11 protein-coding genes and 1 pseudogene are annotated in these 11,137 nt (G+C 73.0%); 6 read left to right on the top strand and 6 right to left on the bottom strand.

Annotation, left to right across the window (positions count from 1 at the left end):
- Window positions 1-88: 88 nt before the first annotated feature.
- A complete protein-coding gene (locus OO48_RS32895; protein WP_033223058.1) occupies window positions 89-430 on the top strand; it encodes a VOC family protein in 342 nt (113 codons plus the stop codon).
- Window positions 431-600: 170 nt separating this feature from the next.
- Here the strand turns inward: OO48_RS32895 and OO48_RS32890 are convergent, their stop codons facing one another.
- Both OO48_RS32890 and OO48_RS32885 read right to left on the bottom strand, forming a co-directional pair.
- Window positions 601-1,443 (bottom strand): IS5 family transposase, encoded by an 843-nt coding sequence (locus OO48_RS32890; RefSeq protein ID WP_033223056.1) that lies wholly within the window; start codon window positions 1,441-1,443, stop codon window positions 601-603.
- 181 nt (window positions 1,444-1,624) lie between these two features.
- Window positions 1,625-2,341 (bottom strand): DUF4386 domain-containing protein, encoded by a 717-nt coding sequence (locus OO48_RS32885; RefSeq protein WP_033223054.1) that lies wholly within the window; start codon window positions 2,339-2,341, stop codon window positions 1,625-1,627.
- Window positions 2,342-2,475: 134 nt separating this feature from the next.
- On the opposite strand from OO48_RS32885, the gene OO48_RS32880 reads away from it, so the two are divergent.
- Window positions 2,476-3,186 carry a TetR/AcrR family transcriptional regulator C-terminal domain-containing protein gene (locus OO48_RS32880; protein ID WP_033223053.1) on the top strand — a complete coding sequence of 237 codons (711 nt, stop codon included), beginning with the start codon at window positions 2,476-2,478 and terminating at the stop codon, window positions 3,184-3,186.
- Window positions 3,187-3,413: 227 nt separating this feature from the next.
- Here OO48_RS32880 and OO48_RS32875 read toward each other — a convergent pair whose 3' ends face one another.
- The 3 genes from OO48_RS32875 to OO48_RS32865 form a co-directional block, all read right to left on the bottom strand.
- Complete coding sequence (locus OO48_RS32875; RefSeq protein ID WP_051733345.1) at window positions 3,414-4,658, bottom strand: serine/threonine-protein kinase; 1,245 nt, start codon at window positions 4,656-4,658, stop codon at window positions 3,414-3,416.
- Between the two features lie 233 nt (window positions 4,659-4,891).
- Entirely contained in the window at window positions 4,892-5,239 is a 348-nt protein-coding gene (locus tag OO48_RS32870) for a hypothetical protein (RefSeq protein WP_033223051.1), read from the bottom strand.
- 325 nt (window positions 5,240-5,564) lie between these two features.
- Window positions 5,565-7,313, bottom strand: a complete 1,749-nt coding sequence (locus tag OO48_RS32865; RefSeq protein WP_033223049.1) for a RecQ family ATP-dependent DNA helicase — start codon at window positions 7,311-7,313, stop codon at window positions 5,565-5,567.
- A 116-nt stretch (window positions 7,314-7,429) separates the two neighbouring features.
- On the opposite strand from OO48_RS32865, the gene OO48_RS32860 reads away from it, so the two are divergent.
- Window positions 7,430-7,765 carry a hypothetical protein gene (locus tag OO48_RS32860; protein WP_033223047.1) on the top strand — a complete coding sequence of 112 codons (336 nt, stop codon included), beginning with the start codon at window positions 7,430-7,432 and terminating at the stop codon, window positions 7,763-7,765.
- A gap of 657 nt (window positions 7,766-8,422) precedes the next feature.
- Here OO48_RS32860 and OO48_RS32855 read toward each other — a convergent pair.
- Window positions 8,423-9,394, bottom strand: a complete 972-nt coding sequence (locus tag OO48_RS32855) for a LuxR C-terminal-related transcriptional regulator (RefSeq protein ID WP_033223046.1) — start codon at window positions 9,392-9,394, stop codon at window positions 8,423-8,425.
- 396 nt (window positions 9,395-9,790) lie between these two features.
- Here OO48_RS32855 and OO48_RS38720 point away from each other — a divergent pair, with 396 nt between their 5' ends.
- The 3 genes and pseudogenes from OO48_RS38720 to OO48_RS32845 all read left to right on the top strand — a co-directional run.
- Window positions 9,791-9,937 carry a hypothetical protein gene (locus OO48_RS38720; RefSeq protein ID WP_157845601.1) on the top strand — a complete coding sequence of 49 codons (147 nt, stop codon included), beginning with the start codon at window positions 9,791-9,793 and terminating at the stop codon, window positions 9,935-9,937.
- A gap of 7 nt (window positions 9,938-9,944) precedes the next feature.
- The gene (locus tag OO48_RS32850; protein ID WP_033223043.1) at window positions 9,945-10,241 is read left to right on the top strand and encodes a hypothetical protein; all 297 of its coding nucleotides are present in this window, start codon (window positions 9,945-9,947) and stop codon (window positions 10,239-10,241) included.
- A 238-nt stretch (window positions 10,242-10,479) separates the two neighbouring features.
- Window positions 10,480-11,137, top strand: a pseudogene (locus tag OO48_RS32845) (hypothetical protein); the annotation flags it as partial.

Raw genomic sequence — 11,137 nt, 5'->3', positions numbered from 1 at the left:
GCCCCCGCCCGCGACCACCCCGCCCCCACTCGCGACCTGACACCCCGTCGGCCCCCGGCTGTCGGTGCCCGCGGCTAGGGTGACGATCATGAGTCTGGCAGCAGTGATGATCACGATGGACTGCGCGCGACCGCAGGAACTGGCCCGGTGGTGGGCCACCGCGCTGGGCGGTGAGATCGCCCAGGACCACGGTGACTTCGTCATCGTCAGAGCCGAGCCCCTGGCCCTGGGCTTCCAGCGCGTGGCCGAAGAACGCCGGGGCAAGAACCGCGTGCACGTCGACTTCGCCGCCCCGCCCGGCACGGGTTTGGCCCAGGAGGTGAAACGACTGGTCGCCCTGGGCGCCACCGTCATCGGCGAACACAGCGTCCCCGGCCTCACCTGGACGGTGCTGCGGGACCCGGCCGGCAACGAGTTCTGCGTCCACTGAGAAGCGTCACCCCCGCACCCGGCCCGCTCGCCGCCCGGCAGGCGGCGCGTGGGCCGGCGCCCCGGCCGGGCCCTTCCCCTCGCCCGGTACGGCGGGCTGCGGCTACCGGACCGAGCCGTTGCCCGGGTGCCTGCCCGCAGCTGCTTAGGGCGTGCGCAAATAGGTGCCAGTCATGTCCGGCGGCGGGGGCGTGTATCCCGGCGGTGGGTGGTCCAGGCGTAGCGGATCGGGCTACGGACGGTGATGGTCGTGTCGGCGAGGTCGAAGAAGGCTTCGATGACGCTGATCCGCCGTTCGTAGCACCGCGCGAGCCGGTGGAAGGCGTTCTGCCGGGCGTGAGCGCGCTCGACATGCCACCGCTGAGTGGCCTGGGCCGGTGCCTTGGTTCCCTTGTGGGCGATGCGGCCACGCAGACCCCGCTCGTCGAGCAGGGTGCGAGACCTGGCCGAGTCACAGCCCGCGTCGAGGTGCACGGTGATCTCGTCGGGTAGTGGCCCAAGTTCAGCCAGCAGGTCGAGAGTTGGGGCCAGGAGTGGTGAGTCGTGGCGGTTGGCGCCGGCCAGGACGCGGCCGAGCGGGATGCCGTAGCCGTCGGTCATGCCCGGGCGTTTCATGCCCTGCTTGCCCCGGTCGACCGGTGAGCGTCCGGCCGCTTCACCGCCGCCGGGGGCCTTGGTGACGGCGCCGTCGATGGCGATCTGCTCGAGGACGAGACCGACGATGCGGTCGTAGGCGTCCAGCGCGCTCTGCTTCAGGCGGGTGAACAGCCCGAGCTGTATCCACTCGTCGCGGCGGTTGCGGATCGTGCTGGCCGAGCAGCTGGAGTCCGCGATCGCCTCGTACGAGCAGCCGAACCGAAGGACTTGCAGCGGCTTGTCGAAGACGATCCGGTCGCTGATCCGGCGCGGGTGGCAGCCCAGCGGGTGGGCCGCATCGAACTGGGGCCGCTGCGGCAGCAGGGCGGCGAATCGGTCCCAGAGTGGCTCGGTCAGCCACGATGGCAGCACAGGCACAGGTCTCCTCAGTGATCACAGGGCGTCGCAACTCCATGATCACAGGACCTGTGCCTGTCCCGTCGGCCAATCCGGCCGTGCCCGCCGCCTGTCTGCGCAGGCCGATGTCATGCCATCAGGGGAGAGGCCCTGCCCGCGCACGGGGCCGGGTTGGCGGGAGCCTTGGCTTCGGGCCGTGCCGTCAGCGGCGCTCACTGCCTGCCGGCGAGGCGGCGGTGGCGTCGATCGCGCCGACAGACGGCTTGAATCCCCTGGTGATGAGCCAGATGGCCAAGGTCAGCTCCCAGGCGAACACCGGTATCGCGGTGAGCGCCCCCACCCCGGAGGCCTGCTGGTAGAGGCCGAACAGCTCGGCGATCGCGGAAGCGAAAATCAGCGGGCCGCCGACCAGCCCCAGCACGGCGATGAAGCGCGGCACGAGCTGCGAGCGGTACATGAGGTACGCCATGACCACCGTGTTGGCTCCGCAGACGAAGTTGGGCCCGAGCAGGAACGTCCAGTCATGGACCGCGACCAGCGCTCGACCCGTGGTGAGGAGTGAGGCCGGGTCCGCCCCCTGCGGAGGATGCTGACGCAGCGTCACGACCGCGAGAAGGCTGACGATGCCGGTGGTGATGACGGCGGCCTCCAGGGTGCGAAGGCCGACGTAACCGACGGCGAGGCCTTCGCTGTGCCGCCGGGCGACGGGGAACAGGGTGAACGCGGTGCCGACGATCGCGATGGCGAGGACCACCTCGAACAGGGCGCCCAGGAGCACCCTGGTGTCCGCGCCGTGACCGGCGATGTAGTCGGCGTCGTGCAGCACCGGGCCGTACAGGATGAGCCCGCCGATCGAGGTGACGTGGGTGACGAGGTAGCACACGCCCGCCGCTGTCGCGAGCTTTCTCGGTGAGGCCACCGGGACTCCTTGGGTGATGTGGTCGCGCCGTAAAGGTGTACGGCGTACACCGGCGGTCGTCAAAGTATGGTGTACCGCGTACACCTGTCAATGGGGGATCGGCGACGACCGGTCGAACGGGAGGCAGTCAGCAGATGACCCAGCAGACAGAACCGGCGCGCCGGACGCCCCTCAACCGGGATCGTGTGCTGCGTGCCGCCGTCGCACTCGCCGACCGCGCCGGCATCGAGGCGCTGAGCATGCGCAGCCTGGCGCACGAGCTGGACGTCGTGCCGATGGCGCTCTACAAGCACGTGGCCAACAAGAAGCAGCTCCTCGACGGCATGGTGGATGTCATTGTCGGCGAGATCGATCCCCCGGCCGGCGACGCGGACTGGAAGAGCGCGATCCGCCGCCGCGTCCTCTCGGCACGACGAGCGCTCCTGCGCCACTCCTGGGCCTCGCGCGTCATCGAGTCCCGAACCAGCCCCACCCCCGGTGTACTCGACTACCTGAACTCGATCATCGGCATGTTCCGGGCCGGCGGCCTGTCCGCCGACCTCACCCACCACGCGATGCACGCTCTGGGCAGCCGCGTGTGGGGGTTCACCCAGGAACTGTTCCCGGCCTCGCCGGGGCCGGCTCCGGCCGACGCCGACCCCCAGGCGCTCGCGGCCCTGCTCGGCGAGATGGCCGCCCGGTACCCACACATCGTCGAGATCGTGCTGGCTCGGCCGCACGACGGCGAATCGGTCGTGGGCCAGGGCTGTGACGACCAGTTCGAGTTCGAGTTCGCCCTGGACCTCCTGCTGGACGGCTTCGAACGGCTCCACCGGCAGGGCTGGACATCTGCCGAGCGATTCTGACGCGACGGCGGTACCTCCCGCTGGACCGGGCAGGTCCTCGCGCTGCCCCCTCGCACCGCGTCACCATGTCGGGGTTTCCGGCCTGCCACCCGGTAGCCCTCTGCCGTAAGAAGGCTTCGACGACACGATCATCACCGTCCGCGGCCTGATCCGCCGCGCCTGCACCACCCGCCGCTGGGATGCACGCCCCACGCCGGCCGTGGCCAGCTGCCTATCTGCGCGGCTTCTTACTTCTGCTTCTTCTGGGGCGGTTTCGGGCCCTTCCCCTCCTTCTGCCGGCCGTTGTCACGGGGCTCGTCCGCCGCTCGGGCCGGCGTGGTGGCCTCGGGTTCGGCGCGGTCGGCCGTCCCCGGCGTCGGCGCGGTCCCGGTCCCGGTGCCGCTCCCGGTGCCGCTCCCGGTCCCGGTGGCGTTCCCGGTGGCGTCCGCGCCGGAAGGCGCGGGCGCCGGGGCGGCCGGGGTGGCCGGGGTGCTCGGGGTCGGGGTGGAGACGGCTGCGGGCTGCTGCTGGACGGGGGGCTCCTGCCGCTCGTCCGTGCCGAAGGCCACGCTCCCGGCCCCGCCGGCGAGCAGCAGGCAGGCCGTTCCCACGGAGAGGGCCACCCGCTTGCGCCGTCCGCTCCACCCGCCCGGGTGCGTCCCGTCCACCGGCCGCCCGGGCCGCCCCGGGTCGAGCAGGTCCGCGCACTGCCCGGCGGACGGGCGGCTCCCGGGGTCCGTGCGGGTCATCGCGCGCAGGGTCCGGGCGAGCCGGGCGGGGATGCCGTGGGGGAGCTCGGGGGAGTGCAGCAGCCGGGCCACGGCCGCCTCGAGGGGGCCGCCCGGGTACACGCGCTGCCCGGTGAGGCATTCGATCAGGACCAGCCCCAGGGCGTAGACGTCGGCGGCCGAGCGGGCGCCCTCGCCGCGGATCTGCTCCGGTGCCAGGTAGGCGGGGGTGCCGACGACCAGGCCGGTCCGGGTCGCATCGGCGTCCCCGTCCAGGGGCGAGCGCGCGATGCCGAAGTCCGCCAGCCGGGGCGACCCCGAGGCGTCGATCAGCACGTTGGACGGTTTGACGTCGCGGTGGACGACGCCGCGAGCGTGGACGAACGCGAGCGTACGGGCCAGTTCCCGGCCGAGCCGGACCGTGGCGGGGACGGACATCGCCGAGGCGCGCAACGCGTCGGCCAGCGTCGGGCCGTCCACGAGTTCCAGGACCAGGTAGGGGCGCCCGTCCGCGTGGCCGTAGTCGTAGACCTCGACCAGGCCGCGGTGCCGCAGCCGGGCCAGCGTCCGCGCCTCGGCGACGAACCGGCGGGCGAAGTCCTCCCCGGCGCCGGAGTGCAGCACCTTCAACGCGACCTCGCGGCCGAGCCGGAGGTCCACCGCCCGCAGCACCCGGGCGCCGCCGCCCTGGCCCAGCAGACCCTCGATCCGGTACCTCTGCGCGAACAGCCCCGCAGTGCCGGTTTCTTCTACTGTCGAGTGCATGCCATTCTCCGTTGTCGGATGACCGACCACACCACGCAGACGGGGCACGATCCGCAGGCGCGTACCCGCGATCCGCGAGGCGATGCACGCCGTCCCGGCCCCGCCCGCCCGCCCGGTCGGCGGACCCGCCCCGCCCGGGACGCCCCGGCCCGGGCAGGGGCCGGAAGACCGGGACGGGTCCGCTCGGCGCTACGACCCGAGCACCCGGGTCGTCGCCCGGGTCGGGCCCGGGTTCAGACGATGCCCTGGTAGTAGGAGGCGACGATGCGCCGGTGGCCGTCCGCGTCCTCGTGCGTGGCGGAGTCGAACTCGGGCGAGGCCTTGATCTGCTCCGTCGTCAGGTCCAGCCACACCGACTTGTCCTCGTGGTCGATCCGGTTCACGGTACCGGCCGGGACGATCACCGTCCGCCCGAAGATCCACAAGCCGGTGTCGACCACCAGGTAGGCGTCGCCCACCTCCTCGCTGTGTGCGTCGACCTTCCCGACGCGGCCGTCCGTCGCCTCCACCCGATACCCCGTCAGATCGACACCCGTGGCGTACCCCGTGGCGTTCTCGTAGTCCCAGATACCTCCGGCCATGACGGCCCCCTCTCTTCTCACCACCTGCATCCCAGCAGCCCCCTGCTACCCCCGCCCCCCACGTCAATGCCGACCGGACCGCGGCCCCCCGCCGATCAGGTGACAGCGCCCCCGGGCGGCCCGGCGAACACCAGGGACGGTGGGTCCTGACGGCACCCCCGGCCGCGACACGGCCCTGCACCCGCGCCGATGACCGGACTTCCACCGACCTCCGGCCGGAGCCGGATCGGGAGAGCACCGCCAACCCCCGCCCGGCTCCCGCCCAACCCCCGCCCGGCTCCCGCCCAACCCCCGCCCGGCCCCGAACCGCCCGCCGTCCGCCCGGTCAGCGGACGGTGAGCAGGTTGTTCTCGCGCACCACGTCCAGCGACAGGGTGCGGTAGCCGACGCTGTCGAACAGGACCGTCAGGTGGCGGTCCTCCTCGCTCATCACCGCGCCCTCGCCCCAGTGCTCGTGCCGCACCAGCGCGCCCGGCCCGAACGGGTGCCGGTCCCCGGCCGGGTCGGCCGGACCCCCGGCCGGACCCCCGGCCGGGCCGTCGCCCGGGGCGGACGGCCCGGGCAGCGGGCCGCCGGTGCCCGCCAGGACGGCGGGGCCGCCCATCGGCCCCTGCCGGGAGGGTTCGGCCGCCTCGCAGCGGTCGCAGGAGCCGCAGGAGTCGGTGTCGGACGCCTGCGGGGGCTGGCCGAAGTACCCCAGCAGGAAGCGGCGCCGACAACCGGCGGTCTCCGCGTAGCCGCGCATCATGTCCACCCGGGAACGCTCCAACTGCTGGTGCGCGTCGCCGAGTTCGACCGCCTGCCGGGCGGCGTCCGCCGGGTCGGCGCCACCGGTGGGCGCCAGGTCGCCCTCCCCGGTGGTGGTCACCGCGCCGACCTGCTCCAGCAGGTTGACCACGGCGGTCAGCCGGCTCGCCGTCAGCCGGGTCTCGGCCCGCAGGTCGCCGGGGTGGACCGGCCCGTCGTGGTCCGCCAGGGTGCTCGCCACCCGGGTGACGGTGTCCGGGTCCGGGCGGCCCGCCGTGAAGAACCGCTGCAGGCCGAGGTCCTGCGGCCGGTAGGCGAGGATCGCCCGGGCCGCCTCGCCGTCCCGCCCGGCCCGGCCGATCTCCTGGTAGTAGGCGTCCAGCGAGCCGGGGACGGACGCGTGCAGCACGAAGCGCACGTCCGGCTTGTCGATGCCCATCCCGAACGCCGACGTCGCCACCACCACGTCCAACCCGCCCGCCAGGAAACGGTCGTGGACGGCGGCGCGCTCCGCGGCGGGCAGGCCCGCGTGGTAGGCCGCCGCGTCGAAGCCGAGCTGCCCGAGCTCCGCCGCGTACTCCTCCGCCTCCCGCCGGGTGGCCGCGTACACCAGCCCCGGCTTGGGCTCGGCCGCCGCCCGCTCGACCACCGCTCGCTTCTTCGCCGCCGCGTCCCGGAACGGCACCACCTCCAGGTGGATGTTGGGCCGGTCGAAGCCGGTGACCACCTCGCGCACGTCGCGCATGCCGAGCCGGGCGACGATGTCGGCCCGCACCGGCGCGGCGGCGCTCGCCGTCAGGGCCAGCACCGGCGGCCGGCCGATCCGGTCGATGACCTGCCCGAGCCGCAGGTAGTCGGGCCGGAAGTCATGGCCCCAGCAGGACACGCACTGGGCCTCGTCCACGACGAACAGCGCCGGTCCGGCGGCGGCGAGCTGCTCGACCACCTCGTCCTTGGCGAGCTGCTCGGGAGCCAGGAAGAGGAAGTCGACGTCCCCCTCGCTGATCCGGTCCCACACCGCCGCGTTCTCCCGGCTGTTCTGCGTCGAGTTGACCGCGGCGGCGTCCGTCCCCGCCCGGCGCAGCAGGCCCTGCACCTGGTCGCGCTGGAGGGCGATCAACGGGGAGACCACGACCGTCGGGCCGGGTATCAGCAGCCCGGGCACCTGGTACACCGCCGACTTGCCGGCTCCGGTGGGCATCACCACCAGGGTGTCGCGCCGTTCCATCACCGCTTCCATCGCCAGCAGCTGTTCCGGCCGCAACCGCTCCCAACCGAAGACCTCCCGCGCGCTCTCCCGCAGCCGCCGCGCCGACGAAGTGGCCATGTCGCTCCTTGAGTTCGAATCCGGCCGGCACGCCGGCCGGTCCGGTGACGGCCTGCGAATACCCCGCCGGGACGAACTGACGCGCCCCCGGCCATCCGGTACGCGACCATGGCGGGATGACCAGGAACGAGCAGGTCGAACACACCCCTGACGGCCACTACGTCGTGATCGGCGGCCGGCACTGGCGGGCGACGGATCCCGAGGTGCCGGACGAGGCCCGGGACCGGCTGACCCACCACCTGATGACGGCCCGCCGCGCACTCGCCCGGATCGACGACGACCGGGAAGCGGAGCAGGCCGCCCGCGCCCGGGTACAGCTCGCCAAGCTCGGCCTGGGCGAGCGGGGCACCCCCTGGTGGGAACAATCCCTCCCGGAACGCCGCCGCCGCGGGGAACACAGCCTGCGCGCACTGGACGACGCGGACGACCCGGCCCGACCACCCGGACCGTGACGCGGCGCCGCGCCGCCACCCCGCGGTGCGGACCGGCGCCCCGCACACCACCGCCCGCCCGGCCGCCGCGAGACCTGTCGGAGCCGCTCCCGCAGGCCACCGTGCTGCCCGTCAAGTACGCCCGGGACGGCCCCCGCGCTTCGCCGGAGACCGGCTCCTGCTACGCGGGCTCGTGCCGCCGCGCCGCGGCCGACGGCCGCTCCCGGAGCCTGGCCAAACCACTGCCGGGGCACCGGCGACCCGGCCAGCACGGACGTCACCGCCGTCTTCAGCCCTACCTCCACCACACTGCGGTCGGCGAACTCCGCGAAGCCGAGCACTGGCTCCAGCAGATCATCCGAGTTGATCACCGACTACGCCCAGGCGTGGGACAGCATCCGTGCTCACGCCGAAAACGCCCTGATCTCCTACGAGAAGATCCTCGCCACCCGCCCAGCCTCGCAGCAGACCCCTGAACCGGTCGCAAGGTCCACCGCCCTCCTCGCGGCGGCTCCTGCGACCGGCCGCTCCCGTTGCGCCCCTGGCGCCGCAGGCGTGCCGGGGCCGCCCGCAAGGCCAGGGCGCTGATGGATCGTTCGGGCCGGCCAGTGGCGCACCCGCTGCCGCAAGCTTGCTGCGGGTGTTCCCCGCTGGGTGGGGCCGAGTGTGTCGATCAGGTCAGAGCCAGCCTTGTTGGGCTGCTTTGATGCCGGCTTCGAAGCGGCTGCTGGCGCCGAGGCGTTCCATGATGGAGGCCATGTGGCGGCCGACGGTGCGGGCGGAGATGCCCAGGCGCTGGCCGGTGGTGTCGTCGGTGAGGCCGCCTCCGAGCAGGCGCAGCAGTTCGCGTTCGGTGGGGGTGAGTCCGGTGGCGGGGTCGTCGGGGGTGGTGGCGCCGAGGGGGACGGCGGTGTTCCAGGCCTGTTCGTAGAGGTCGAGCAGGGCGGTGAGGATGCCGGGTTCGGTGACGTGCAGGGCGCCTTTGCGGGTGTCGTCGGGGTCGATGGGCACCAGGGCCTGGGTGCGGTCGACGATGACGACGCGTTGGGGGACGGTGGGGGCGGTGCGGACCTCGCCGCCCTGGCCGAGCAGCCAGTGGGCGTAGTGGGCGGCGTGGGGGTGGTGGCGGTTGGCGTCCTGGTAGAGGGTGCGGATGGTGACGCGGCGGGCGAGGGCCTCGCTGTCGGCGGGGCGGGAAGCCTCGAAGTCCTCGGGGCGTTGGACGCCCGGCTGGCTGCTGAGGACCTCGCGGGTGGCGTCGCGGCCCATTCGTTCCAGGCGGTGCTGGATGGCGTCGATGCCGAGCAGGCGTTCGCCGTGGGCGGCGCGGTGTTCGGCGCGGTCGGCGACCATGCGGGTGACGGCGGCGCGGGAGGCGGCGAGGGCGGCCTGCCGGGCGGCGAGGTCGGCCTCCTGGCGGGCGACCATGTCGGCCAGGCCGATGGAGGGGTCGACGGCGCGCATCCGGCCGGGGTGTTCGGCGGAGGCGCGCACCAGCATCAGGGTGCCGAGTTCGTCGAGGCTGTCGTGGACCTGGCCGGGGGTGAGCGAGCAGTGCGCGGCGAGGGCGTCGATGTCGTCGCCGGGACGGTCGAGCATGGCCTGGTAGACCTGGCAGGCCCGTTCGGACAGGCCGAGTGCCTCCAGCATGGTTCCCCCCGGGAATTGTGTGGTCGGTGCGCTCGGTTGCGCACGAAGCTTCACGGATCATTCCAGCGGCCCGGAGTCGCACGCAAGGACGACTTCGTCCCGCAGGTGGCGTCTTCGACCGGTTTGACCGGCGAATTCCTTCCCGGGCCAGGTGTGCGCTTCCTCCGGAAAGACGGGCTTTCCGGCCCCCGACTTGTCATGGACATGTATTCGTGACTGCTTCCGGACAGTCCGGTTGGCGACACCCGGAACGCCTTCCGGCGCGCTCCGCGGCAGGCGAAGCTGGTGATCGCCGCCAGGGAGACAAGCCGGGCGGCGAACCGGGCCAGGCGCCAACCGCGGGACGCCGAACCGGAACCCACCCACCTGCCACCACCGTTCAGGAGATCCACGAACATGCGCACCCGTCTGGTCAAGGCCGCCGCGGTCACCGCCCTCGCCCTCACCGCCCTGTTCGCCGCCCCCGCCGCGGTCACCGCCCTCGCCTCCGACGCCCCGGCCCACACCGCGACCGTGGCCGACGGCAGCCTCGGCTGGGGCTGACACCCCCTTGGACGTCGTCTACGCCAGCCTGCGGCGCAGAGAGCCCGGCCCCGTCCCGGCACGGGAGGCGAGCGAGGTCGTCGGGATCCTGTGGGCCCACGCCCTGCCCGGTGACGCACTCCAGCACATCACCGCCCGCAGCCAGGACGACCGGATCGACCTCCTGCTCTACCTCCTCACCCGCCACCCCGACGACGGCCCCTCCACCTCCGTCGACACCGCGCACACCCTGCTCACCCGCGGCCACCGCAACTCGCCCCTGCTGAACCGCCGCTACCACGCCCCGGCCCCGGACGCCCGCTGAACCCCGCCCACCGGCCCACCCGCCGCCCGCGAACCCGCAACTGACACCACGCCACCACGGCTCACCCGGCCCCGCAGGATCCGCCACCCTGCCACCCGGCCCCGGCAGGAGCTGCCCGCGCCCTGCGCACCGACCGCTGTTCCTGCAGGACAGCCGTCCACCAACGCCAGTCGAGTCATTCCGCGCGACCGCCGCGCCACTTCACCTTCTTCGAACCCGTCACAAGGAGAACTCCGCCATGCCTTCTGCCCGCAGCTCCAAGCTCGTCCGCGTCGCACTGGCCGCCGCGATCGCCGCTTCCGGTGCGATCGCCACCACCGCCGCCACGGTCGCCACCGCCACCACCGCCCAGGCCGCGTCCTCCGTCGGCGGCCAGATCACCCGCAGCGAGGTCATCCAGCGCGCCCAGTACTGGCTGGGCAAGTCCATCGCCTACGACCAGGGCGGTTACTACCCGGACTCCTCCGGCCGCTACTACCGCACCGACTGCGGCGGCTACGTGGACATGGCCTGGCACCTCGCCGACGGCCCCAACACCCAGGGCCTCGCAGGCAGCGCCTACACCACCGAGATCTCCCGCAGCGACCTCAAGGCCGGCGACATCCTCGACAGCTTCTACGACCACGTCATCCTGTTCGAGAAGTGGGACGACGCCGCCCACACCACCTTCTCCTACTACTCCTTCGGCTCCACCCCCGTGAAGCACGTCACCGGCGTCTCCATCAACGCCGCCTACTTCGACTCCCACCCCAACGGCGACTACAAGGCCTACCGCTACAAGAACATCGTCGACGACGCGCCTTCGGGTCTGGCCGTGCAGGCGGGTCAGGTGTCGTCGGTGGTGGTGAACGGGGTGGGGCACGTGTTCCAGGTGACTTCTTCGGGTGGGATCCGGA

Source organism: Kitasatospora phosalacinea (assembly GCF_000716545.1).
In the GTDB taxonomy this organism is placed as follows: domain Bacteria; phylum Actinomycetota; class Actinomycetes; order Streptomycetales; family Streptomycetaceae; genus Kitasatospora; species Kitasatospora phosalacinea.
The sequence above is the reverse complement of the archived record's forward strand: the minus strand, read 5'-3'. Positions and strand labels throughout refer to the sequence as shown.

What these genes read in the sequence shown, in the direction of transcription:
- OO48_RS32895 (WP_033223058.1), top strand. Translation starts at nt 89, where the DNA reads ATGAGTCTGGCAGCAGTGATGATCACGATGGACTGCGCGCGACCGCAG.
- OO48_RS32880 (WP_033223053.1), top strand. Translation starts at nt 2,476, where the DNA reads ATGACCCAGCAGACAGAACCGGCGCGCCGGACGCCCCTCAACCGGGAT.
- OO48_RS32875 (WP_051733345.1), bottom strand. Translation starts at nt 4,658, where the DNA reads ATGCACTCGACAGTAGAAGAAACCGGCACTGCGGGGCTGTTCGCGCAG.
- OO48_RS32870 (WP_033223051.1), bottom strand. Translation starts at nt 5,239, where the DNA reads ATGGCCGGAGGTATCTGGGACTACGAGAACGCCACGGGGTACGCCACG.
- OO48_RS32865 (WP_033223049.1), bottom strand. Translation starts at nt 7,313, where the DNA reads ATGGCCACTTCGTCGGCGCGGCGGCTGCGGGAGAGCGCGCGGGAGGTC.
- OO48_RS32860 (WP_033223047.1), top strand. Translation starts at nt 7,430, where the DNA reads ATGACCAGGAACGAGCAGGTCGAACACACCCCTGACGGCCACTACGTC.
- OO48_RS32855 (WP_033223046.1), bottom strand. Translation starts at nt 9,394, where the DNA reads ATGCTGGAGGCACTCGGCCTGTCCGAACGGGCCTGCCAGGTCTACCAG.
- OO48_RS38720 (WP_157845601.1), top strand. Translation starts at nt 9,791, where the DNA reads ATGCGCACCCGTCTGGTCAAGGCCGCCGCGGTCACCGCCCTCGCCCTC.